General features: G+C 68.2%; 23 protein-coding genes. 11 read left to right on the top strand and 12 right to left on the bottom strand.

Annotated elements, in window-relative coordinates; all coding sequences use genetic code 11:
- Nucleotides 1-124 precede the first annotated feature (124 nt).
- From ADK66_RS31145 to ADK66_RS32515, 3 genes are all read left to right on the top strand, one after another.
- Complete coding sequence (locus ADK66_RS31145) at nucleotides 125-454, top strand: helix-turn-helix domain-containing protein (RefSeq protein WP_231640244.1); 330 nt, start codon at nucleotides 125-127, stop codon at nucleotides 452-454.
- Between the two features lie 1,154 nt (nucleotides 455-1,608).
- A complete protein-coding gene (gene nfi, locus ADK66_RS31140; RefSeq protein WP_255353062.1) occupies nucleotides 1,609-2,256 on the top strand; it encodes a deoxyribonuclease V in 648 nt (215 codons plus the stop codon).
- Between the two features lie 252 nt (nucleotides 2,257-2,508).
- Nucleotides 2,509-2,775 carry a hypothetical protein gene (locus tag ADK66_RS32515; RefSeq protein ID WP_231640243.1) on the top strand — a complete coding sequence of 89 codons (267 nt, stop codon included), beginning with the start codon at nucleotides 2,509-2,511 and terminating at the stop codon, nucleotides 2,773-2,775.
- Between the two features lie 43 nt (nucleotides 2,776-2,818).
- On the opposite strand, the gene ADK66_RS29115 is transcribed toward ADK66_RS32515, so the two are convergent.
- Both ADK66_RS29115 and ADK66_RS29110 read right to left on the bottom strand, forming a co-directional pair.
- Nucleotides 2,819-3,211, bottom strand: a complete 393-nt coding sequence (locus ADK66_RS29115; protein WP_053660964.1) for an ester cyclase — start codon at nucleotides 3,209-3,211, stop codon at nucleotides 2,819-2,821.
- Nucleotides 3,212-3,229: 18 nt separating this feature from the next.
- Entirely contained in the window at nucleotides 3,230-3,910 is a 681-nt protein-coding gene (locus ADK66_RS29110; protein ID WP_053660963.1) for an SDR family NAD(P)-dependent oxidoreductase, read from the bottom strand.
- A gap of 102 nt (nucleotides 3,911-4,012) precedes the next feature.
- On the opposite strand from ADK66_RS29110, the gene ADK66_RS29105 reads away from it, so the two are divergent.
- The 5 genes from ADK66_RS29105 to ADK66_RS29090 all read left to right on the top strand — a co-directional run bounded on the left by ADK66_RS29105 (nucleotide 4,013) and on the right by ADK66_RS29090 (nucleotide 7,663).
- Nucleotides 4,013-4,858: a helix-turn-helix transcriptional regulator gene (locus ADK66_RS29105; protein WP_197281673.1), complete on the top strand. Its 846-nt coding sequence runs from the start codon at nucleotides 4,013-4,015 to the stop codon at nucleotides 4,856-4,858.
- A gap of 93 nt (nucleotides 4,859-4,951) precedes the next feature.
- Nucleotides 4,952-5,560, top strand: coding sequence for a response regulator transcription factor (locus tag ADK66_RS29100; RefSeq protein ID WP_053660961.1), 609 nt, complete (start codon nucleotides 4,952-4,954; stop codon nucleotides 5,558-5,560).
- 35 nt (nucleotides 5,561-5,595) lie between these two features.
- Nucleotides 5,596-5,841 carry a DUF1028 domain-containing protein gene (locus tag ADK66_RS32795; protein ID WP_369814851.1) on the top strand — a complete coding sequence of 82 codons (246 nt, stop codon included), beginning with the start codon at nucleotides 5,596-5,598 and terminating at the stop codon, nucleotides 5,839-5,841.
- 27 nt (nucleotides 5,842-5,868) lie between these two features.
- Nucleotides 5,869-6,249 carry a hypothetical protein gene (locus ADK66_RS29095; protein ID WP_231640242.1) on the top strand — a complete coding sequence of 127 codons (381 nt, stop codon included), beginning with the start codon at nucleotides 5,869-5,871 and terminating at the stop codon, nucleotides 6,247-6,249.
- 148 nt (nucleotides 6,250-6,397) lie between these two features.
- On the top strand, nucleotides 6,398-7,663 hold the full coding sequence (locus ADK66_RS29090) for a PHB depolymerase family esterase (RefSeq protein ID WP_053660959.1): 1,266 nt from the start codon (nucleotides 6,398-6,400) through the stop codon (nucleotides 7,661-7,663).
- Nucleotides 7,664-7,775: 112 nt separating this feature from the next.
- Here the strand turns inward: ADK66_RS29090 and pflA are convergent, their stop codons facing one another.
- From pflA to ADK66_RS29070, 4 genes are all read right to left on the bottom strand, one after another.
- Complete coding sequence (gene pflA, locus ADK66_RS29085; RefSeq protein ID WP_053660957.1) at nucleotides 7,776-8,528, bottom strand: pyruvate formate-lyase-activating protein; 753 nt, start codon at nucleotides 8,526-8,528, stop codon at nucleotides 7,776-7,778.
- Nucleotides 8,528-10,765, bottom strand: a complete 2,238-nt coding sequence (gene pflB, locus ADK66_RS29080; protein ID WP_053660955.1) for a formate C-acetyltransferase — start codon at nucleotides 10,763-10,765, stop codon at nucleotides 8,528-8,530. Before pflB ends, pflA begins: the two co-directional genes overlap by 1 nt.
- A gap of 98 nt (nucleotides 10,766-10,863) precedes the next feature.
- Nucleotides 10,864-13,266 (bottom strand): phosphoketolase, encoded by a 2,403-nt coding sequence (locus tag ADK66_RS29075; RefSeq protein ID WP_053661011.1) that lies wholly within the window; start codon nucleotides 13,264-13,266, stop codon nucleotides 10,864-10,866.
- Nucleotides 13,267-13,565: 299 nt separating this feature from the next.
- Nucleotides 13,566-13,775 (bottom strand): hypothetical protein, encoded by a 210-nt coding sequence (locus ADK66_RS29070; protein WP_053660953.1) that lies wholly within the window; start codon nucleotides 13,773-13,775, stop codon nucleotides 13,566-13,568.
- Between the two features lie 349 nt (nucleotides 13,776-14,124).
- Between ADK66_RS29070 and ADK66_RS32050 the strand changes: the two genes are divergently transcribed.
- A complete protein-coding gene (locus ADK66_RS32050) occupies nucleotides 14,125-14,292 on the top strand; it encodes a hypothetical protein (RefSeq protein WP_167944397.1) in 168 nt (55 codons plus the stop codon).
- A gap of 146 nt (nucleotides 14,293-14,438) precedes the next feature.
- On the opposite strand, the gene ADK66_RS29065 is transcribed toward ADK66_RS32050, so the two are convergent.
- Nucleotides 14,439-15,698, bottom strand: coding sequence for a glycoside hydrolase domain-containing protein (locus tag ADK66_RS29065; RefSeq protein ID WP_053660951.1), 1,260 nt, complete (start codon nucleotides 15,696-15,698; stop codon nucleotides 14,439-14,441).
- A gap of 162 nt (nucleotides 15,699-15,860) precedes the next feature.
- Between ADK66_RS29065 and ADK66_RS29060 the strand changes: the two genes are divergently transcribed.
- The gene (locus tag ADK66_RS29060; protein WP_053660949.1) at nucleotides 15,861-16,523 is read left to right on the top strand and encodes an MOSC domain-containing protein; all 663 of its coding nucleotides are present in this window, start codon (nucleotides 15,861-15,863) and stop codon (nucleotides 16,521-16,523) included.
- Nucleotides 16,524-17,023: 500 nt separating this feature from the next.
- On the opposite strand, the gene ADK66_RS29055 is transcribed toward ADK66_RS29060, so the two are convergent.
- Nucleotides 17,024-18,010 (bottom strand): carboxypeptidase-like regulatory domain-containing protein, encoded by a 987-nt coding sequence (locus ADK66_RS29055; RefSeq protein ID WP_231640241.1) that lies wholly within the window; start codon nucleotides 18,008-18,010, stop codon nucleotides 17,024-17,026.
- Between the two features lie 290 nt (nucleotides 18,011-18,300).
- Here ADK66_RS29055 and ADK66_RS29050 point away from each other — a divergent pair, with 290 nt between their 5' ends.
- Nucleotides 18,301-18,798 (top strand): LURP-one-related/scramblase family protein, encoded by a 498-nt coding sequence (locus ADK66_RS29050; protein WP_053660947.1) that lies wholly within the window; start codon nucleotides 18,301-18,303, stop codon nucleotides 18,796-18,798.
- 178 nt (nucleotides 18,799-18,976) lie between these two features.
- Here ADK66_RS29050 and ADK66_RS29045 read toward each other — a convergent pair whose 3' ends face one another.
- From ADK66_RS29045 to ADK66_RS29030, 4 genes are all read right to left on the bottom strand, one after another.
- On the bottom strand, nucleotides 18,977-19,165 hold the full coding sequence (locus tag ADK66_RS29045) for a hypothetical protein (protein WP_053660945.1): 189 nt from the start codon (nucleotides 19,163-19,165) through the stop codon (nucleotides 18,977-18,979).
- 113 nt (nucleotides 19,166-19,278) lie between these two features.
- A complete protein-coding gene (locus ADK66_RS29040) occupies nucleotides 19,279-20,142 on the bottom strand; it encodes a TIGR03620 family F420-dependent LLM class oxidoreductase (RefSeq protein ID WP_053660943.1) in 864 nt (287 codons plus the stop codon).
- 83 nt (nucleotides 20,143-20,225) lie between these two features.
- A complete protein-coding gene (locus tag ADK66_RS29035) occupies nucleotides 20,226-20,768 on the bottom strand; it encodes a GNAT family N-acetyltransferase (protein WP_053660942.1) in 543 nt (180 codons plus the stop codon).
- Nucleotides 20,769-20,962: 194 nt separating this feature from the next.
- Nucleotides 20,963-23,395, bottom strand: a complete 2,433-nt coding sequence (locus ADK66_RS29030; RefSeq protein WP_053660939.1) for a DUF4132 domain-containing protein — start codon at nucleotides 23,393-23,395, stop codon at nucleotides 20,963-20,965.

Here is a 23,395-nt window from a genome sequence, read left to right as displayed (position 1 = left end):
CCACCACCTCCCAGACCAGAAACGATGGGAGACAGCCTGCCCGACACATCCTCAGAACCAACGGATTACACGATCAACGTTCAAAGACGAGGCACTAGTGCCATGACCACGAACGTTCACGGGGTTGGTTGACACGCCGCGCGGCCTGTCGGCCGGGCGGCGTTGTGCCGGTCAGGCTGTGGCGGTGGCAGATCTTGTACGTGTGCGGCGGCTGAGTGATCAGGAAGGTCAGCAGCTGCTCAGAATCACCCGCCGGGGAACCGGTTCCCCGATCCGACTGCGACGGTCGATGGTCGTGCTCGCCTCGGCCGGCGGGAACATGGTGCCGGCCATCGCCCGTCTCGTCCAGGCCGATGAGGACACGATCCGGCAGGTCATCCACCGGTTCAACGAGATGGGGATGGCCAGCCTGGACCCTAATGGGCTTTACCGGGATCCGGGCGGCGTTGCTTAATGATGTTGCTGCGGGAGACTCGGACGGTAGCCGCTGGCGGGTGAGCACTCTTGGACCCTGGACGTTGAGTCCTGCACCGAGACCGTGCCCCCGTCGGTGTCCCGGGGAGGCTTGACCGTTGATGGGGTGTCGTGCCGTTCGAGCGTTGGATGCCGCTCGGGATGAGCACTGATCCATTAGGGCGCGTGCTGTCCTCCTCCTGGCTGCTGGGGCCAACCCACCACCCGAGCAGCCTGACCCCAACACCGTCAACGTTCGTGGTCACGGCACTAGCTCGTCAGCTCAGCCGGCGGACCACCGACCTGTGGAGGTCCCACCCGGGCGAAGATCAGCGGATGAGGCTGGTCGAGGCCCTGCCTGGCATCGACGGAGTTCTCTGCGTTGACGACATTCGTTGGGCCGAGGTCGACGCTGAGCTCGCGCCATGGCGCCGCGCCCCACACAACGCCCTGCTCGGAACCCGGGACCGGTTCTGAGGAGCTTGCGCCGCACGGGCAGGCCCGGAGTGCGCGCACCTTGCCTGGTCGGGTGATGTCCGTCAACCCGGACCAGCAGGCCTGACGGGGTCATCTAGGCGTGAGCTGAAGGTCGCCATAAACGACGATCATGGACTTGTGGTCGACGTCGCCCCTCGGGCACAAACCATTGCTCCACGGTGCGCGCTGAGATCGACTTCAGTGCGCACCGTTTGCGTTTCGGGCTGGTGGTCAGCCGGAGTCCGAGTTGCCGGTAGACCTCGGCTTTGTCGTCGGGGTCGGCGTCGCGCAGCACGGCGGCGATGTCGCTGAGCGCTCGGACCAGGGTCGGCGATCTGGGGAGCGGCTCATCCGGCGCGGCTCTGTCTGTTGGGTCGCTTGAAGATCAACTTCGGCTCGTTTTCGTTCGGCCTGGGTAAAGCGAACTGCAAGGCGAATGCACGCCACGGCAGTACGCGGGAGTTCCGTGAGGACCGATCTCTGGCCTCGGAGATGACCCACGAACACGGTGTGCTCATTCGATATGACTTTCAAGGAAAGTTGTGGATCACCATGAGATCTCCGAAGATGATCCCAGCTTCTCGCAGCTACGATGTCTCCGTGAGTACGGTGGCTAGCGAATCCGAGGATCCGGGAACCGGTCTGGGAGCAGACGGCAATGTGTCGTCAGCTCCGGACATATCTGAAGCTCTACGCCAGCAGATGGCGTTACGCAGTAAGGTCGACATTGCTAATAGTTTGGCCACTATGCCCGAATTGGTGGCCGGCTTGGACGTCTCTTACGAAGCCGGAACCCGCCGAGTCGCGGCCGTGGCCATCGTGATGGAATCGCGGACCCTGGAAGTGAGGGAGATTTCCGTCGTTCATGGGGACGTGCACTTCCCGTATGTTCCGGGGTTGCTGGCGTTTCGCGAAGTGCCGATCCTCCTGGAGGCTCTTGAAAACCTTGCCTGTCAGCCCGACGTGCTCGTTTGTGATGGCTATGGTATAGCCCATCCGAGAAGGTTTGGATTAGCCAGTCACATGGGCGTGTTGACTGGACTGCCGTCATTTGGAGTGGCGAAGTCGCCTTTTGTCGGGACGTTCTCGGAACCTGGGGAGCGACGAGGTGGATGGTCGCCGCTTGCTGAGGATGGCGAAACACTCGGACGCGTGCTTCGTACGCAGACAGGAATTAGGCCCGTATTCGTATCTGTTGGACATCGAATTAGCCTGGATCAAGCTACCGACTTGACGCTGACACTGAGCCGCCGATATCGGATCCCCGAAGCGACCCGCCAAGCTGACATTCTCTCACGAGAAGCGCTGCGGAAGCTTCGAGAATAAGTCGAAAGGCATGTCAGTAAGCGGTCCTCGCAGGCGGCTGGACGGTGCATGAATGATGTGCGCAGGTCGTCCATGATTGCATCGCTGCGCTATATCAACCGCAAGGACTGGCAGAAGATCACCCCGCGTTGAGGGGGATCTACAACGTCCCCACCGCCGAGGCCCGGTACGAGGCTTTCGCCGCCGAGTTCGGCGACCAGCACCTGGCCTCGATCCGGCTGGGGCGCACCCCGTGGCCGCAGCGTGCCGTTCTTGGACCACGACCACGAGGCCTGCAACGTCTTCTACGCCACCGACATTCTCGGGAGCCTCGACGCAGGGGTTCCGGCAAGCCGCCCGCAGGTGCGGGCGCTTCCCGACCGAGCAGGCCGCGATGAGGTCCTGTGCCTCGTCTTCCAGCAGAGACGGAAGGCGCGTCACCGGCGGGTCTGCGGTCGGACCAAGGCCCTCAACGTCCTGACCCTCGCCTACGGCGACCGGATCACCCATCGAAGAATTTCGACCACACCACAGGCCTGAACACGGAAATCGACACACCTTCCCTTACGCTGTCCGCCTGCAATCAGGCGGTCAGCTGCCGGCGCACATCGGCTGAGTCGTGGAGGTTGGTCATCTGCGCGAATCGGCCGTTGCTGACCTTGTAGATCGCGTACTCGACTATCTCGAACGACTTGCCGGTCGGAGCGACGCCGAGCCACTCCTTCACAGGGGTGCCGGTGTTGACCACGCGTGCGGCGATGCGGTCGCGGTCGAACAGCAGCTCTTGAACCTCCCAGCGCATATCTGGAACGGCGTTGATGATGGACCGCATGTCGGCGAGGACATCGTCCCGGCTTCCGGGTTCGCCGTTCAGCATGACCTCGTCGGCGATGAACTCGTCCATACGGTCGATCTCATGGGCGTTGAGCGTCGTGATGTACCGCAGGCACCAGTCACGCATATCGTTGTCGGTCACTGCAATCATTCCTTTCGTTCAGTAGGTGATCCGGCCCTGGCGGTTGTGGTATTCACCGGTCGGACCGTCGGGGCCAACCAGGGCCAGGGCGACCGTGGCGTCGGTGCCTTCGGTGACGGTTTGGTGCCCCTTGTGACTGTTGAGGTCGGTGGCGGTGTAGCCAGGGTCGGAGGCGTTGATCCGCATTCCGGGCAGGTTCTTGGCGTACTGGACGGTGAGTGCGAGTACGGCGGCTTTCGAGCTGGCGTACGGAATCATGTATCCGTTGAAGGAGTCGTCCTCGGGGTCCAGTAGGGCGCGGGGGAAGCCGAGTCCGGAGGCGACGTTGACGATCACCGACGCGCACGACTGCCGCAGCAGGGGCAGGGCGGCCTGGGTGACCCGTACGACGCCGTAGACGTTGGTCTCGAAGGCCACGCGCATCGCGTCGACGTCCAGGTCGTCGAGGCCCCACGATGGACCCACGACGGCCGCGTTGTTGATCAGAACGTCGAGTTCGGGCAGCGACCCTATCGCCTTGTCGACGCTGGCCTGGTCGGTGACGTCGAGCTGAACCGCGATGGCTCCGAGGTTGCGGGCGGCTTCGCCGGAGGCCAGGTCACGCATTCCGGCGTAGACGGTGTGGCCGGCGGCGATCAGGCGGCGGGTCGTTTCCAGACCGAGGCCCTTGTTGGCCCCGGTCACCAAGGTTGTGGTCATGCCACCCAATGTGCGCCGCCGACGGACTGACCGGCAGGCCCTGTTCGACGGTGGGACCAGCAGTACCACCCACTGCGCTGAGTGCCGGGCATCATGGATGACGTGGATGAGTTCGCGCAGGTTCTTCGAGCATGGCGGGACCGGGTACGCCCGGAGGATGTGGGCCTGCCCCCAGGCCTCGGCCGTCGCGCTCCCGGGCTGCGTCGTGAGGAGCTGGCCCAGCTCGCCAGGGTGAGCGTGGACTACATCGTCCGCTTGGAGCAGGGCCGGGCCCGTAACCCCTCGCCGCAACTGCTGGCCTCGCTGGCCCGGGCGCTGCGCTTGAACGACCTGGAACGCGACCACCTGTTCCGGGTCGGGGGTGCGGCCGTACCGCCGACCGGGTTGGTGCCCAGACAGGTGACTGCGAGCGCGCAGCGGATGGTGGACCGGTTCCGCAACGCCCCGGTGGCGGTGGCGGTGCATACCGCGATCGGTGAACTGGTGCTGTGGAATCCGCTCTGGGCAGCCCTGTTCGGGGACCCGTCCAGCCAGACCCGGCTGGAGCGCAATGTCACCTGGATGTATTTCGCCGGCTCCATCCCCGTGACGCACACCCCCGAGGACGATGAGGCGTACGCGCGAGACCTCGTCGGTCACCTGCGCACCGCGGCCGGCCGCTACCCGGACGATCCAGACATCCCCCAGCTGATCGATCGTCTGCTCAAGGCTTCCCCCGATTTCGCGCGCCGCTGGAAAGCCGGGACGGTCGGAGAACTACGCACCAGCCGCAAAACCCTGCACACGGAGCTGGTGGGGGACATCGTCGTGGACTGCGACACGTTCACCGGCGGCCCCGGTGACCAGACGATCGTGATGATGACGGCCGTACCGGACTCCGAGGACGAGCAGAAGCTCGACCTGCTTCGCGTCATCGGTCTCCAGCAGCTTCAGCAGCGGCCGGGTTAGGACACACTGCCGTACGGCTGCTCATTGAGGTAGACCAGGTGGCCGGGCGTTGCTGGCCCAGCGGATGCGGTTATGGGGGATTGAGCACGGTTATTGATCGTCGACGACCATCCGATCGTGAGGGGCGGTCTTCGCGACACCTTCGCGGGTGTCGAGGACATCGTCGTGGTCGGTGAGGCCGGGGACGGCGCCGAGGGCATCGAGCGTGCGAAGCTGCTGGCAGCGGATGTCGTGCTCATGGACCTTCGGATGCCGAGGATGGACGGCGTCGCCGCGACCGCAACCCTGCGCGAGCGGGCCCCGACTGCCCGGGTGCTGATCCTGACCACCTTCGACAGTGAAAGCGACGTACTGCCGGCGATCCAGGCGGGTGCGATCGGATATCTCCTGAAGGACGCGCTGCCCGACGAACTCATGCGAGCCGTCCGGGCAGCCGCGCGTGGAGAATCGGTGCTCGCGCCGTCGGTGACGCAGCACCTTATGGGGCAGGTCCGGAGGCCCAGCGCCGGCACACTGACGGACCGAGAGAAGCAGGTGCTGCAACTGGTCGCGAACGGCCATTCGAATCGAGAGGCCGCTACAGCATTGTTCATCGGCGAAGCGAGCATCAAGACCCATCTGCAGCACATCTACGACAAACTTGGCGTTCGTGATCGAGCTTCGGCGGTGGCCGAGGGCTATCGCCGTCGCCTGCTCACGTGACGCCCCACTGCCGGTCGCGGTGACAGCTGTCGAGCGTGCTTCGGTACGCCGGGCGTCAGTGCGGGTACGTGCCGACCGTGACTGTCTCGATCGCCGCGCGGTGTCCGCGTACCGGTCAGCTCGGGGTTGCGGCCCTGACGGCTCGACCTGCGGTCGACAAGCTCGTCGCACACGTCCAATCCGGCGGCGGAGCGGTGGCGACCCAGACCACCCCCAACCCGTTCTGGCGTACGACGGGCTGCCGTTGCTCGTCGAGGGCCGCTCGCCGGAGGACGTCCTGACCGAACTGCTGGCCCGGGATCCGGGTCGTGAGGTGCGGCAGGTCGCCGGGCTGCTGTGCCGGGCTCAAGGACTGGCGGGACTGGGCTCAGGTGTCGATCGGCGGTTCGCCGTGGCTGGGACATGACCCGGCTTCGGAGGTCGAGGTCGTCGGCGACGATCTGCGGGTGTGGCAGGACGGCGGCCCGAACCGGCATCACGGCCGGTGGGCAGGCGTCCACATCGACCTGCCACACCGTGCGCTACCCGGGCTGCTGGCCGGCGCGCAGCGGGACCTGGTCGGCTTTCTCGACGCCCTCAGCGGATGGGCCGCACGAGTCGGACTGGAGCAGCGGGGGACCGCTCTGGTTGACGCGGTCGACAGGAACTTCGCGATCACGGCGCCGTTGGACGTACAGCCTTCTCGATAGCGGTGTGCCCGAAGGTCGACCGGGCACCAACGACCCGCACTCGGCACGTGCCCTGATCACCTGTGGCGGCGGCGGTTGCCAGCGGATCTCGCCGACACTAGGTTGAAACTATCGACAAACGTCTACGTAACAAGGTGTCGGGGGCCGTATGTCAACGTCTGTCACTCGCCGCACCGTCCTGGCAGGTGGCGCCGGTGCCGCCGTCGGCCTGGCGCTGCCCGGCGCCGCCGCCCACGCCGGTGGCCACCGCCCCACAAGCGTGAGCTTCACCCTCGACGCGAGAACACTCGACGGCGGTGAGCAGGTCACGTCGGTCACGCTCCACACCGGCCGACTCGGGTCGATCGACGCCGCCGGGCTCACACCCGGCACGTTCACCGTGCATGCAAAGGCCACCAGCCCGATCCCGATCGCTCCCGGCGATCTGATCTTCAGCGAGTACGACCTGGACCGCACGGTGACGGCGGCCCGGCTCGACAGGCACGGAAACATCGTGCTGGAGCTGAGCCACGCCGAAGGCCAACCGGGCGGTGGGACCCTCGGCTACATCCTGAGCAGGGGCCGCAACGTCCAGCTGGACCTCGTCTACACCATCACGCAGAACACACCGCTCGTCCGGCGTCACGGCCCGCCGGTCACCATCACCCGCTTCGTGCAGGGGCGGCTGTCGAACCCCGAGGTGGACGCCTTCAGCCACCACGTCTCGCGCTCGGGTATGAAGTACCGGTTGTACTCCCCGGAGCGCTCGCCCCGCCACGGTCGGCTGCCGCTGATCCTGTGGCTGCACGGCGGCGGCGAAGGTGCCTCACTGCCGGACGACTACTACGACAACGAGACCACGCTGCGCGCCAACCGCGGCGCGCTGGGCTTCGCCACCCCGGAGGCTCAACGGATCTTCTCCGGCGCGTACGTCGTCGCTCCGCAGAGCACCTCCTACTGGATGGAGGACGGCCCCCGGTTCGCCCCGCTGATCCGCGAAATCGTCGAGGACCTCGTACGCCGCAAGCGTGTCGACCCCGACCGGATCTACGTGGCCGGTTGCAGCAACGGCGGCTACATGTCCCTGGAGATGACCGTCGCCTATCCCGACCTGTTCGCCGCGTCGGTGCCGATCTGCGGCGTCGTCGAGCCGCTCGGCGGAGGGGGCCCGCCGCTGATCACCGACGCGGAGCTGGCGGGAATCAACACCCCGACCTGGCTGGTCACCTCACGCGACGACGACACCGTGCCGCCCGAGTCCAACACGATCCACGCCCACAACCTCATCCCGGGATCACTGATCACCCTGTACGACCACGTCGTATGGAACGGCTACCAGTTCCCCGGCCACTGGTCCTGGATCTACGTGGCCCGCAACGACCCGAGCCTTAACGGCACCCACATCTGGCAGTGGATGGCCCGCGGTCGTCGGTGATCGCCGCCTGCGGTGCCGGCTTGGGTCTCCACCTCGCCCCGGCATCAAGAGTTCGGCGCGGTAGGAGTGCCGTGCCCGGCGAGGTGAAAGGCAGGTCCCGGCCGGTAAGCGGTCAGTACGCCGTCAGCCCGTGATCGTGGAACTGGCCACGGACCCGACGCAGCAGCGCCTCATCCGGCGGCGGCGTGCCCTCCAGCGGGAACGGCAGGCCGAGGGCGGCGTACTTCTGAGCGCCGAGCCGGTGGAAGGGCAGGACCTCGACGCGTTCGACGGTGGGCAGGCCTGCCGCGATGGACGCGACAGCGTCGACGTTGCGGGAGTCGTCGGTGAGACCGGGCACAAGGACGAAGCGGACCCAGATCGGCGTACCTCGGTCGGCCAGGCGGTGCGCGAACCGCACTGTCGGCGTCAGCCTCCCGGTGCGGGTCACGGTCCGGTACGTGGCCGGGTCGCCGGACTTGATGTCGAGCAGCACCAGGTCGGTGGCGTCGAGCAGCGCGTCGTCGGCACGGTCGCCGAGCAGGCCGCTGGTGTCCAGGGCGGTGTGCAGCCCCATCTCCTTGCAGCCTCGCAGCACCTCGCGGGTGAAGGCGGGCTGTTGCAGCGGCTCGCCGCCGCTCACCGTGACGCCGCCGTGCGCGACCTTCAGGAAGCGTTCGTAGCGGCGGATCTCGGTGAGCAGGTCGTTGACGGCTGTGGGTCGGCCGTAACGGCGGTACTGGGTGTCAGGGCTGTGGCAGTAGAGGCAGCGCAGCGGGCAGCCCGCCAGGAACGCGACGAACCGGGTGCCCGGCCCGTCCACTCCAGTGGAGATGTCGAAGGAGTGGAGCGAGCCGGTCACCTGCGTCGTGACGGCGGCGGCCATCACAGCGATCCGTGGAAGGTCCGGAAGATGACGTCGCGTTGCTGCTCAGGAGTGAGCTTGACGAAGTTCACCGCGTACCCGGAGACCCGGATGGTCAGCTGCGGGTACTTCTCCGGGTGGGCCATGGCGTCCTCGAGAGTCGCCCTGTCCAGCACGTTGACGTTCATGTGGAAGCCGTCGCTGTCGGTGTAGCCGTCGAGCACTCCGGCGAGGTTGGTGATCCGTTCGTCACGGGTGTGGCCGAGGCCGTCGGGGGTGACGGTGATCGTCAGCGAGATGCCGTCGCGCGCGCTGCTGTACGGCAGCTTGGCGACCGACAGCGCGGCGGCGACCATGCCGTGCGTGTCACGGCCGTTCATCGGGTTCGCGCCCGGAGCGAACGGTTCACCCGCGCGCCGACCATCGGGCGTGTTGCCTGTGTGTTTGCCGTAGACCACATTCGAGGTGATCGTGAGAACCGAGAGCGACGGCTCGGCGCCCCGGTAGGTGGGCTGCCGCTGGATCTTGGCCATGAATCGTTCGACCAGGTCAACGGCAATCGCGTCGGCGCGGTCGTCGTTGTTGCCGTACGTCGGGAAGTCGCCGTCCACGGCGTAGTCGACGGCCAGGCCGAACTCGTCGCGCAGCACCTTGACGTGGGCGTGCTTGATGGCGCTCAGGCTGTCCACGGCGACCGACAGGCCGGCGATGCCTGTGGCGAGGAAGCGGCGCACAGGGTAGTCGTGCAGTGCCATCTCGATGCGCTCGTAGGCGTACTTGTCGTGCATGTAGTGGATGACGTTGAGGGCGTCGACGTAGGTCTCGGCCAGCCAGTCGAGCGTCTGGTCGTACGCGGCCATGACCCCGTCGAAGTCGAGCACGTCGTCGGTGATCGGCTCGGCGACGAAGACCTGCTCGCCGGTCATCTCGTCGCGGCCGCCGTTGATCGCGTACAACAGGGCCTTGGCGAGGTTGGCGCGGGCGCCGAAGAACTGCATGTCCTTGCCCACCCGCATGGCCGACACGCAGCAGGCGATGGCGGTGTCGTCGCTGTACGCCTGCCGGATCAGGTCGTCGTTCTCGTACTGGATGGCGCTCGTGTCGATCGAGACCTGGGCGCAGAACCGCTTGAACCCCTCGGGCAGCGCCGGCGACCACAGCACCGTCAGGTTCGGCTCCGGGGCGGGACCCAGGTTGTACAGGGTCTGCAGGTAGCGGAAGCTCGTGCGGGTGACAAGCGGGCGGCCGTCGCGGCCGATCCCGCCGAGCGCCTCGGTCACCCAGGTCGGGTCGCCGGAGAACAACTGGTCGTACTCCGGTGTGCGCAGGAACCGGATGATCCGCAGCTTGATGACGAAGTCGTCGACGAGTTCCTGCGCCTCCTGCTCGGTGAGCAGGCCTTCGGCGATGTCGCGCTCAAGGTAGGTGTCGACGAACGTGGCGGTTCGGCCCAGCGACATCGCCGCGCCGTTCTGTTCCTTGGTGGCAGCCAGGTAGGCGAAGTACAGCCACTGGATCGCCTCGCGGCCGGTGCTCGCCGGACCGGAGATGTCGCAACCGTACTGGCCGGCCATGGATCGCAGCTCGTCCAGCGCCCGAATCTGCTCGGCCAGCTCCTCACGGTCGCGGATCACGTCCTCCGACGACAGCTGAGCGTCGAGCGACGCCTTGACGGCCCGGCGTTCGGCGATCAGGCGGTCCACGCCGTACAGCGCGACGCGCCGGTAGTCACCGATGATCCGACCACGGCCGTACGCGTCGGGCAGCCCGGTGATGATGTGCGAGCGGCGGGCGGCCTTCACGTCGGCCGGGTAGGCGTCGAAGACGCCGTCGTTGTGCGTCTTGCGGTACCGGCTGAAGATCGTCTGTACGGCCGGGTCGGGGGTGAAGCCGTACGCCCTGAGACCGGCCTCCACCATCCGCAGCCCGCCGTTGGGCATGATCGCGCGGCGCAGCGGCGCGCTGGTCTGCAGGCCGACGATGAGCTCGTGGTCCCGGTCGAGGTAGCCCGGCTCGTGCGAGGTGATCGTGGAGGGGGTGTGGGCATCCACGTCGTAGACCCCGCGACGGCGCTCCTCGACGAACATCTGCTGAAGCTGCCGCCAGATCCGTTCGGTACGGGGCGTCGGCCCGGTCAGGAACTCCGACCCGCCGGTGTACGGCTCGACGTTGTCGTGGACGAACCCGCCGACGTCGATCGTGTCGCGCCAGTCGGTGCCGCGGAACCCGCGCCAGGCTTCGTGGGATGTGGTGGCCATGGCCCCTCCTTCATCTCCTCCCAGCCTCGCCGAGTGACGACCCTGCAGTTAAGGGCCGGAGGTCCCGGACGGGCGGGACCCGTCCGGGACCTCCAATCTCAGCCGCGTGCGGCCCAGTCGCCGAGGGCCCAGTCGCGGACCTCGGGCATGTCCTCCAGGTGCTCCACCACGTACGTCTCGTGGCGGTCGAGCTGACTCTGGCACCACGCCTTGAGGTCGGCGGCGCCGCGCGGGAGGCGCTTGGCGTTGTTGATGGCGTCCATCACGAGGTGGTACCGCGATGCCTTGTTGCGCACTGTCATGTCGAACGGGGTGGTGGTCGTACCCTGCTCGATGAAGCCGCGGACCCGGAACCGGTCCGCGTCCGGGCGACCGTGTATGAGCTGGTGGATCGCGCCGGGGTAGCCGTGGAAGGAGAACACCACGTCGACGTCGTCGGTGAACAGCTCGGTGAACAGGGTCTCGCTCATGCCGTGCGGGTGGTCCTTGGGCCGGACCAGGGTCATCAGGTTGACCACGTTGACCACGCGGACCTTGAGGCCGGGCAGCCTGTCGCGCAGGATCTGTGCCGCCGCGACCGTCTCCATTGTGACGACGTCGCCGGCGCAGGCGAGGACGATGTCGGGGTCGCTGGTGCCGTCGTCGGTGCCGGCCCACTCCCAGGTCCCCGCGCCACGGGCGCAGTGTTCGATCGCCTCGTCCATGGAGAGGTACTGCAACTGCGGCTGCTTGTCGATCACGATGAGGTTGATGTACGACCGCGACCGGAAGCAGTGGTCGGCCACCGACAGCAGGGTGTTGGCGTCCGGCGGCAGGTAGACCCGGGCGACGTCGCCGCGCTGGGTGAGCACCACCTGGATCAGGCCCGGCCCCTGGTGGGAGAAGCCGTTGTGGTCGTTGCGCCACGCCGTCGAGGTGAGCAGCACGTTGAGGCTTGGCACCTTCTCGCGCCACGGCAGGTGCTTGGCCTCCTGCAACCACTTGCCGTGCTGCACGGTCTGCGAGGCGCTGACCATGGCGAATGCCTCGTACGTGGCGAACATGCCGTGCCGGCCGGTCAGGTTGTAGCCCTCCAGCCAACCGTGGCAGTTGTGCTCGCTGAGCACCTCCATGACCCGGCCGTCGCGGCTGATCGCCACATCCTCCGGCGTCACCCGCTCCATGAAGGCGCGGTCGGAGACCTCGAAGACGCTGCCGAGCCGGTTGCTGTTTGTCTCGTCCGGACAGAACAACCGGAACCGGTCGGCGTTGCGGGTGTAGATGTCGCGCATCATCTCGCCGAGCTTGCGCGTCGACTCGGCCCGCTGCTGCGCCGGCTGGGGCACGTCGATCGCGTAGGAACGGAAGTCCGGCAGGTCCAGATCCCGGGTCAGCACCCCGCCGTTGGCATGCGGGCTGGCACTCATCCGTAGGTCGCCGTCGGGAGCCTGCTCCCGGATCATCGCCACGGGCGCGCCGGAGGGATCGAAGAGCTCTTCCGGACGGTACGACTTGAGCCAGCGCTCGAGCAGTGCGAGATGCTCCGGGTTGTCCTTGACGCCGGACAGCGGCACCTGGTGTGACCGCCACGTCCCGGTGACGGTGATCCCGTCGACGGAGTCCGGCCCGGTCCAGCCCTTCGGCGACCGCAGGATGATCAGCGGCCAGGTCGGGCGGGTTCCGTCCCAGGAACCGTCACGGGCGGCGGTCTGAATGTCGCGGATCCTCGTCCAGGCAGTGGCGAGGGCAGCGGCGAAGCGGTGGTGCATGCCGGGCAGGTCGGAGCCCTCGACCTCGATGACGTCGTAACCGTGGCCACGCAGCAGGCTGCGTACCTCCTCGGGATCCTTGCGCCCCAGCACTGTGGGACCGGCGATCTTGGCGTCGTTGAGGTGCAGGATCGGCAGGACCGCGCCGTCGCGCTCGGGGTTGAGGAAGGACACGCCCTTCCAGGAGCCCTCAAGAGGTCCGGTCTCGGCCTCACCGTCGCCTACCACCGCGATGGCCAGCAGGTCCGGGTTGTCCATGACCGCGCCGAACGCATGGACGAGGACGTAGCCCAGCTCGCCGCCCTCGTGGATGGAGCCGGGGGTGGTCACCGACACGTGCGACGGGATGCCGCCGGGGCTGGAGAACTGCCGGAACAGGCGCAGCATCCCGGCCTCGTCCTGGCTGACGTCCGGGTAGATCTCGCTGTAGGTGCCTTCCAGATAGCCGGCGGCCACCAGGGCCGGGCCGCCGTGACCCGGACCGGCGAGGTAGATCGCCTGCTGACCGGTACGCCGGATCAGCCGGGAGACGTGCGCGTAGATCAGCGACAGGCCGGGGCTGGTTCCCCAGTGGCCGAGCAGGCGCGGCTTGATGTGCTCAGGCGCCAGGGGCTCACGCAGCAGCGGGTTGCCCTGTAAATAGATCTGTCCGATGGTCAGGTAGTTGTTGGCCCGCCACCAGGCGTCCAGACGGGCGAGTTCGGTGTCGTCGAGTTCGTCGAGCGTACGGAGTTCGGATACGACCGTGGTCACGGTGGTCCCCTTCACAGATCTCTTCTTGTCAGGGCCCACGTTAGGCCCACCTGGGGTCGACCACCCGGGGCCGCATGCCGGAAGCGGAAGGACCTTCGGCCCCAATTCCAGGGCATTGCCGGTGCGATAAGGAGTACCGGGTACTCCGGCGCGTGGCGTTCTCGACTGCCAGATGTGCAGACGGTGATGCCGCTGGTGGCGAACGGTCCGACGACCGGCGCAACCTCGGGGCACCTGGCCGGCGAGGTGCGGCCGGCGGGCTGACCGAGACTGTTCCCGACCGGCCCGCCGTCCGTGCCTCAGTCAGCGTCTTCGGTCTCGGCCAACCGGTCGGCCGAGGCCTGCTCCACAGGGTGGCCAGTGTCGTCGACCAGCCCTGGCGCCATGCTGCCGCCGTGGGCGTCCTGTGCCGCCCGGGTGCTGCGGGCCTCTTCGTCCTGCGGTATCCCGGTCCGCTGCCCGTCACGCCTCTCGTCCCGCTCGGTCATGTGCGTCCCTTCCTCGGTCATGACCAGCGGCGATACCCCAACGACCGGCCAGGAAACCGAACGTGGACGTGTCGTCGAGCAGCACGACGCCGTCCTGGGGTGGAGGGCCGCGGTGGGTGGGCCGTTCCAGAGCACGAACCGCATGAGCTTCCAGTGCTGGGGTCGGTCGCGACGGCCGCCGTGTGCACGTCGTCGGCTGTGGACAGTGGATACCTTCCGCTCGGTGGAGATCGAGCGCACCAGCGTAGGGACCTCCGTACCGTCGAACTTGGCACTCCCGTTTCTGTCATCGATGCGGCTGGGGCCACGGCGGGGGCGTGGCGATTCGGTCCCGCGAGCGGCAGCGCCGAAGGTGACGGATACTCGCTGGATGACTGGACCGGACCTCGACCCCGAACAGTATCCGCCCATCGACCCGCGTGAGCCCGTACCGGACGACGCCAGCGAGCTGCTGCCGGACACGCCCGACGAACTGCCGCAGGCCCCTGTCGAACCGATGCCGGATGACGGCGACGACGGTGTGCGCGAGCCGGCCTAGCCGGTGACGGTTCGGGCGGTCCGAGCGCGAGGTGTCAGACGGATCCGACGCCGCCGGAGCTGACCGCCCGCCGTCCCGTCCCCGCGCCTGAGGTCCGGCGGCGGACCGGCGGCGCCCTGCTGCGGGCCGGCACCCGACGTGAGAGTTCAGGCCCGGGTGATCCGTACCGCGTCGGCGACCACGAGCCCTGTGCCACCGGTCCAGCGGCTCACGCCGACCGTGTTGCCCGTGCCGGCCGCCAGGGTGAACACACCGATCGAGACCCATCGGCCGCCATTGGTCCGTTGGTTGACCGACACCGACCTGTTCCCGGTGGTGGTCGCCACCAGATACGGCGTCTGATCGTTGTAGCCGGCGTCGGCCGGGTACCAGACCGAGATCTCGTAGTTCCCGGTTGCCGGAATGGTCGACCGGAACCAGGCGACGTCGCTTGACGACACCGGGCTCGCGAACCGGTAGTCGGTGCCGTACCGCTGGCCGGAGTAGGCCGAGGTGCCCCACGCGGTGCTCGCCGTGAACCCGCCCGAGGTGCTGTTGTCGATGGTCGTGGTCCACTGCTGCGGCGGGGTCTGCGTGACCCTCACGTCGAGGTAGTTGCGGTCGATCTTCATCGTCACGCCGCCCCACGTCTCGGTGACGTCGCCGGCGTACTGGTGCACGCGCTGCTGGTTCGCGTAGTAGGAGTCGGGGCAGTAGCTGCCGGCCCGCGTGTCGGCCACCCCGTTCCACCAGCCGATCCAGATCTGGTCGAGCCGCGTGTAGCTCGGGTTGCCGTACGCATCGCAGACGTCCTTGATTCCGGACGAGCCACTGGAGTACATGCCGGCGAGGTAGCCCCGCGCGTGCAGTTGCTCGACCCAGCCGGACAGGAACGACAGCACCGCGGCCCGGCACGACGCGTTGGACGGGTACTGCTCGATGTCGTTGTAGATGGTGCTCGCACTGCCGATGCCCAGTGCCTGGGCGGCGTTCGCGGACCTGTTCGCCGCGGAGACGCCCTGTGACCGGGCGGTGGTGGGATCGGCGGACATCTTCGGAGCGCGGGTGCCGCACGGTGCCTGGTAACCCAGCTCGATGGGGAGCAGTCGCCATCCGTTGTTCGTCTGGTTTGCCACCCACGTGGCGGTGAGGTTGGGCTGGGAGCAGGTGCGGCTGTCCCCGCTGATGTAGATGCCTATCGCGCCGTAGGGCGAGCTGGTTCGCCAGGTGTCCATGGCGGCCTGTGACGGTGCCGTGCAGGTGTCGAACCCCCGGCCGGTGAAGGTGCCGGGTTGCGGGCCGACGGCCATCGGCGCCACGGCGGTCGAGGTTGTTGCGGATGTCGCGGCACCCGCTACCGGACTGGCCGGTGCCACGACCCCTGCGGCAACGGTGAGACCCACAAGCCACCCGGCGAAGACCCGCACGTCGCCTCCATGTGAAGAAAACCTTGGCCGTTGATGGCCTGTGTGACGGATTTCTACCACGAATCGACGGATGGCAATAGAGGGCCGAGGCGCTCGACGCGATCGAGCACTGCGGAGAAATGCGCTCGGCGTGGGGCGGTCAGGGCGGCTAGGTTGCCGGATGTGAGCACTATCGTTTCGGTAAACCTGGCAGTGCCGGAGCCCAACCCGGCCAAGGGCGTTGGTGTCACGGGCATCAACAAGCAGCCGGTGGGCCACGCGGTCACCGTACGCGCGCCGGGGCCCAAGACGACCGGGCTGCACAGCGGCCTGGTCGGTGACCGGATCTTCGACGTCGAGCATCACGGCGGTGACGACCAGGCCGTCTACGCGTACGCGCTGGAGGATTACGGCTGGTGGCAGGCGCGGCTGGGCCGGCGGCTGCCCAATGGCCTCTTCGGCGAGAACCTGACGACCGAGGGAGTCGACGTCAACGGCGCGGTCATCGGCGAGCGGTGGCGCGTCGGTGCACTGTTGGTCCTGCAGCCAACCTTCGGTCGCATTCCGTGCGCCACGTTCCAGCACAAGATGGGGGAGCCGGGCTGGGTGAAGACCTTCGCCCGGGCGAGCCGTCCGGGCGCCTACCTGCGGGTGTTGGAGCCGGGCGAGGTGCGGGCCGGCGATCCGGTGACCGTGGAGGACCGTCCGTCGCACGGCGTGTCGATCGCGATGGCGTTTCGCGCGTACATGACCGAGCCGGAACTGCTGCCTGAGCTGGTCGAGGTCGACGGGCTGCCCGACGATCTGCGCGAGACCCTCGCGGAGCGCCTTCCCCGACGACGGTAGCTCGTGATCGAGTGGTCGCGACGAGGTGCATCCAAGGCACCAGGTGGCGACGGACGGAATGATGACCCATGCTCCAGGCCCTCGTAGCGGAGCCGCCGTGCGCGGTGTGTGGGCGACCGTCAGCACGTGTCGAACTCGTCCCACCCGGCACCCGACCTGCTGACTGGCAGCGCTGGCCGTCGGCGCAGCGCAACACCTACAACACTGCCCGGCAGCGCAGCGGAGGCGATCAGTGGTGGCTGTTGTTCTCCGGGATCGCGGCGGGCAACGGATCCGGCCAACCGGTCGACGTGGCGCAGGCGGAACGGATCGCCGATGCTTTCGCCCAGCCGTACCGGTACGCGGCCGTAACCACCGCTGGCTTTTACGACGACGCCGGCCTGTGCAGCCAGTGCGACGCCCCGTACTGCCGCCAGCATTGGAGCGTCTCAAACACGGGCTACGGACGATGCCCTCACGGTCACGGCAGGAGCCTTGATCCGCACTGGTGGCCCGACGATCTATAGAGGCTTCAACGGCCGCAGGACAACTGTCGGAGCGTCGGCCATGCCCCTACCGGCCGGTGCCAACGGCTGGGTCGGGGGAACATCCGCCTCCGGTGCGTTCCTTCGACGCATCACCACCAGTGCGAGCGCGCCCAGGCCCGCGGCGAACAGCAAGCCGCCCAGGAGGAAGAACAGGGACGAACCGCTCCCCTCGTCGCTGACGGCCTTGAGCGTGGGCGGCGCGGCCTCGGGGGTGCCGTCGCCTGCCGCGGCGGGAGGGCTTGCCTCTGCCGTCGGTACCGCCGACGTCTTGGCGGGCGTCGCCACCGCGGAGAGGGTCAGCCGTACGGTCGCGGCGCCACCGGCGCTGCCCCGTACTGTCGTGCGAGCGGTGCGGTAGCCGTCCTTGACCGCGCGGACAGTGATGGGTCCTGCGGCGATCGTCTTGCCGGCGCTGGCCGTGACCGAGAACTGGCCGCTGGGGCTGCTGGTCGTCCGGTATTCGTGCCCGGCGCTGTCCCGAATGGTCAGAGCCACGCCACCGATCGCCTTTCCGTCAGCGTCGCGGACCCTCCCGGAGACCCCGCTCACCCCGGCCGCCGGCTTGTCGCCGCCGGGCGACGACGCACCTGGGCCGTGGACGTAGACCATCTTGTGGGCGTAGGTGTTCTGCCCGGCAAGCCGCACGCCGATCGAGATGTTGAGGCCGGTTGTCTCACCCGGGCGAGCTGCGGGGGCGACGAGCGTGGTGTCGAAGGTCTGGCTCCGGCCAGGACCGAGTTTCGGCTCTACCCGGCATCCGGAGGTGCATCGCAAGCCGCCGCCGACCACGACGATGGCCGTTTCGGCCCGGCCTCCGTTGTTGGTGACGCGATACTGCACGCGTACCGTCTCGTTGGGTTTCACGTTCTCCGCCGACACGCTCAGGATGCGGACGGTCTCCGGCGCGGCAGTGGCGGGCGCCGCCGACACCGCGAGCGTCCCCGCGGTCAGCGTGATCAATGCGGCCGCTCGGGTCCATCGGACACGTAAGCGCGTCGTCACTTCCATCCACCTTCACCAAGGGCAGGCAACATCGGTCGATGGTGCCGCCGGCCACTATGCCCTGTGCGGACGGGTTGCGCGATCCCACCTCCGACCTCCGGTCGGAGGACCCAGTCATGCCAGGGCGGGACTTGAGCGGATTGGCCGGCCGGACATATCCATTGAGCAGTTTCATCGTGATGCACCAGTTGGTGGCTGGCGCCCACCAGAGGCCGGCACTTCCGCGCGCGGTGGGGGAGAATCGAACCATGTTTGTCATCAAGGAGCGGTTCTTCTCGATCGGCGACGACTTCGACGTGATCGACGAGCACGGCACCAAGGTCTTCCACGTCGACGGCAAGGTTCTCAGCGTCCGCAACAAGATCGTCATTGAGGACGCCTCCGGCCAGGAGGTCGCCACGCTGCACCGGCACCTGGTGGCGCTACGCCCCACGTACGAGATCCGCATCGGCGGTGAGAAGGCCGCAGAGGTCCGCAAGAAACTGATCACGCCGTTCCGCGACAAGTTCACCATCGACGTGCCCGGGTCAGACGACCTGGAGATGAAGGGTGACCTGCTCGACCACGAGTACGTGATCGAACGCGACGGCACCGAGGTGGCCGTGGTGTCCAAGCGGTGGCTGACGATCCGGGACACCTACGCCGTGCAGGTCACTGCCGGCGTCGACCCGCTGCTCATCATCGGCAGCGTCCTCGCGCTCGATCTGGCCATGGAGCGCGACAAGAAGAAGGCCGACGAGGACTGACCGCTGTTTGGCGGACAGGAGTCGGGGTCACCCATGCGGTTGTCGGAGCGGCCGGGGCGGTGGTGAGGCTTGTGGAGATCTCCATCCGCCCGGTCGGCCGACCGCCGCAGGCGTGGCAGCCTCGGCGGCCGGCCACCGACGTTCGACAAGCAGCGCAACCTGGCCCGCCACTCGCGGCTCAGTCCGCGTTTTCGGCCTCGGCCAACCGGTCGGCCGGGGCCTGCGCCACCGGGTGGCCCGTGTCGTCGACAAGCCCCGGTGCCATGCTGCCGCCGTGGGCGTCCTGCGCCGCCCGGGTGCTGCGGGCATCCTCGTCCTGCGGCACCCCGGTCTGCTCCCCGCCACGTCGCTCGTCGTGCTCGGTCATGTGTGTCCCTTCCTTGGCCCTGACCAGCGGCGATACCCGAACAACCGGCCGGGAAACCGACCACAGACCTGTCCTGGCGGCCCGGTGCCTCCCACCACCGGCACTTCACGGTGTCAGATCAGGACTGCGGCGAGAGCGCGGAACGCGTCGGCGGGGAATGTCGTGGCGTCGCCGCCATTGAGGACCTGGACCGCCACCTCGTCGGCGCCGGCCTGATAGTGCTTGTCCAGCCCGGCAGCGACCTCTTCGGCTGTGCCCCAGGGAATCAGGGCATCGACGAGTCGGTCACTGCCGCCTGCGGCGAAGTCCTCGTCGGTCCAGCCGAATCGCCGCAGGTTGTTTGTGTAGTTCGGCAGGGCGAGGTATCCGCTCGTGTACTGCCGAGCCGTGGCGCGCGCCGCGGCGGCGTCTGCGTCGAGGACCACCGCGACCTCGGGGGCGAGCAACCGGTCGGGCCCGATCGCCGCCCGGGCCTCGGCGGTGTGCTGGGCAGGGACGAAATACGGGTGCGCCCCGGCCGAACGGTCGCGGGAGAGCTCAAGCATCCGTGGGCCGAGCGCGGCCAGGATCCGCCGCTCGGGAGGGAGCCCGGCCGCGTCGAGACCGTCGAGGTACTCCACCATTCTCGAATACGGCTTGCGGTAGGTTGTGCCGCTGCCTTCCACCACCACTGCGTGGCTGGCGCCGAGACCGAGCAGGAACCGGCCGGGATGGGCCCGCTCCGCGTCCTGTGCGAACGCCGCCGCCTCAGAGGGCGACGAATGCCAGATGCTCACAATCCCTGACGCGACCCCGATGCGCCTGGTCCCGTCCAGGATCTCCCGGAAGCGGGGGGCGACGTTCTCCCCGAAGCCGCCCGAGAACCAGAGCCGCGAGTAGCCGAGATCCTCCAACTCCGTCGCGGCATCGATGGCCGCGCCCCGACTCGCGCTACCAAGGAAGAACGGTTGCCATACGCTGACCAGTCGCTGTGCCATACCGGAACACTACGCACCGGCTCCGGTATGAGCCCTCCGGGCCTTTCGGCTCGCAGAGGTCCGCGTAGGTCAGGAGCCGACCGTCAGCGCGAGGCCAGCACCACAGTCCACACCCCGTCGTCGGCCGCGTCGAGGTCGGGCCGCCGTATCAGACCCGCCGCCTGTGCCGTCCGGATGGACGGAAGGTTGTCGGCGGTGGTGCGGGCCAGCACGGGCAGGTCCGGCGTGTGCGCGGCGGCCCACTCGACGGCGTGTCGTGCCGCCTCGGTGGCGTAGCCGTGCCCCCAGTGGGGAGGGGCGAAGCGGTAGTACAGATTCAGGATGGGACGACCGAGCCATTGGCCGCGACGGAGACCAGCGAAGCCGATCACCTCACCGCTCGTCGTCGACTGCACCGCCCAGTAACCGAACCCGTGCGTGCGCCAGTGGTCGAGCCAGCCGTCGAGCAGTTCCCTGCTGGCCTCGACGTCAGCGTGTGGGCCGTCCGGGTTGAACTGGTTGGTCCGAGGGTCGCCGTGGATCCGGTACACGTCCGCCAGGTCCACGGCCGTGGGCGCACGCAGCAGCAACCGTCCGCTGGTGGTGGGGTGCGCCTCGGAGATCGGTGCGGTCCCAGCCTCGTTCACCTGTCGCTCCGCTCCCTCCTGCCGGGCACGTGCGGCGATCCCGCATCGCCGCCGCGCCCGCCCTCCCCGCTGACGGGCAGAACTATGCCACTCCCCACCGACAACCTGCCGCGACGCCGGCCGGCCCGCGGCTAAAGGTACGCGCGGAACGGAAAGTGGCGTCGCTGGACGGCGACCGGCCGGCGTGATGGTGGTCATGAGGTGAGCTGCCTCAGCACCGTGGGGTCGGTGATCCTGTCGTCGGCGGCGAGCATGATTGCCTTCGACAGGATCGTCGACAGCATCGGGTCGTCGTCGAACGGCAGGTGCAGCCGCCCGGTACCCCCAGGCGCGGGGACGATGCAGAGGTAGGCGTCGTTGGGCTCCATCATGATGTTGCCCGAGCCGAGGTGGATCCGGTAGCCGCGCAGGTTCCCGCGTACGTGCAGGTAACGGTCTTCGAGGGTGACCCGGTCGTCGATGGCCATGCGGGGGAGCAGCCGGGCCAGGGCGTCCCGGCGGACCTGCGCCGACGGGGTCAACTCACCGACCACTGTGGTCTGCCAGTAGTCCCGGAACCGGTCCTCGCCACGGTCTGCCCACTGCGGGTCCGTGGCGATCGAGGTGACGCCGACGAACAGGTCCACGTCGCGCATCGCCTCGGTGAACACCAACATCGGCACGTCCGTGACAGGTGCGGGCCGCCAGGTCGTGCCCTCCTGTCGGGCGAAGCGCACCTGGTCTGTGGAGCAGTACTGGACGTCGTAGTCGCCGAGATTGTCCGTGTCGACAAGTTGGTGGTGGAAGGACGCCCGCCACGCACCACCGCCGAAGATCTTCGTGGCTTGGCTGTCGTACCCGCCGTCCCACCTGCCGAGGTAGCTGGCCTGCCAGCCACGGGCGCGCATGAGCGCGTTCGCCTGCCGGTAGCGCAGGATGTGCGCGGCGAACCGGTTGGAGTAGGAACTGGTCTGCTCCTCGGCCGGCGTGAGCAGGTAGACCTCACGGAACGCCTGCTTGAACGGTTGTGTCAGGCCGGTAGCGAGCACCCGTTCACGCCAGGCGAGGGTCTCGTCCACCCCGGCGCGGAGGGGATGCCACAGCCGGAACCGGTCACCGCGCACCGGCCGCCCGTCAAGACCGGCGATTGTCCACCCGTCGCTGTCCTCGCGGGGCAGGCCCGCCGTCCAGCCGCGCCCGTCGGCGCTGGTTTCCCAGAGCAGCCGCCGCCCGTACGTCCCGGTGATCGGGTGGTCCAGGAAGCGCGACACCCAGTCCGCGTACGCCCAGGTGCGCTCCTCGGACAGCAGCGACTCCACCCGCTGACGCTCGGCGGCCAGTGTCGCGTTGATGCCCTTCGCCAGGTCGCGTAGCTGCTTCAGTTCAGCGGCGTGGGTCTCCTTGACCGCGGCCGGGACGCCCTTGAGCCCGACGTCACCGCGAGCGAAGGTCAGACGCGCTTTCTCGCCCACGACCCGCACTGTCGCCTCGTACGGGCCGACCTGGGTGCGTCGGCTCCCATCGGTGTCGAGCCCGTGATCGTCGATGGCGAGTTCCATCACCTCGCTGAGTGACCATCCCCGCAGGGCGCCGAGGCGGGCCAACGCGGTGTGCACGCGACCGCGTACGGCTTTGTTCTTCACTGTCACCGCGAGCCGCGCCAGGGTCCGCACCGGCACCTCACCGTCGCGCCCTGCCAGCAGTTGCACGGCGGCGATCGCGGTGCGTTGCGCGTGGGGAAAACCGGACGCGTGCCGGGGAGCGGCCGCGGCGGTGGCGGTGACCTTCGCCAGCAGCTCCGTCGCGTCGTCGTCCGACTCCCGGGACAGCGCCCACACCAGGCCACGCAGGAGTCGGTCCGAGTCGTCGTGCACTGAGTGCCGGTGGGCGGCGAACGCCTCCAGGACCCGGCGGATCGCCTTCGCCCCTTCGGTAGCGGTCGCGAGCTGCCCGTCGAGGCCGCGCAGCCACCCCGCAGGCGCCACCGGCTTGTCGAGCGAGGCGCAGTGCACCAGCAACTCGGGTACGCCCGGCGCGGCGAGGACGTCCTCCAGGCCGGCGCGGACGAGGGGACCGAACTCGTCCCCGTTGTGCAGCAACCGGGACGGCACGCGGCGACCGGTGGCGCGGTCGAGCGCGTCCCCGAGCAGCGTGACGACCCGCAGTCGAGGTCCAGCCGAGACGAAATGGTCAGTGGCGAGTTCGTCGAACAGGGCTGAAAGCGCCGGGACCAGGTCGGCCAGGTCCGCAGGGGACAGGCACCCGGCGATAACCGCCGGCAACTCCAGGTCGGTGGCGTTCTGGTAGCCCCATCCCCGCCCGGCGACATCCAGGCACCACAGCAGATCCGCCCGGGTCCAGTCCTGCACGCCGTCGGCGAGACTCCGCACGACGTAGTTCAGTGCGCTCGGCACCGAACCGGTCGCCGCCTCCAGATGCATGGCCAGCGCGGCGCGGCGGCGAAGCTCGGGCGGCCACGACTCGGTGACGGCCCACTCCGGCGTGTTTGTCACCTGCGCTGCCCAGTAATAGTCTGCCGTCTTCTGGAGCAGCGGCCGAACTCGGGCATCGGCCTCCACCAGCCCCGCTTCCACCTCCCGACGCTCCGACGCGGTCAGAGCGGGAAGCAACGACGTCCAGTCGCCCAC

The organism is Micromonospora sp. NRRL B-16802, from assembly GCF_001279555.1.
Classification (GTDB): Bacteria; Actinomycetota; Actinomycetes; order Mycobacteriales; family Micromonosporaceae; genus Micromonospora; species Micromonospora profundi.
Note: the sequence above shows the minus strand (reverse complement) of the source record. Positions and strands in the feature narration are given on the sequence as shown.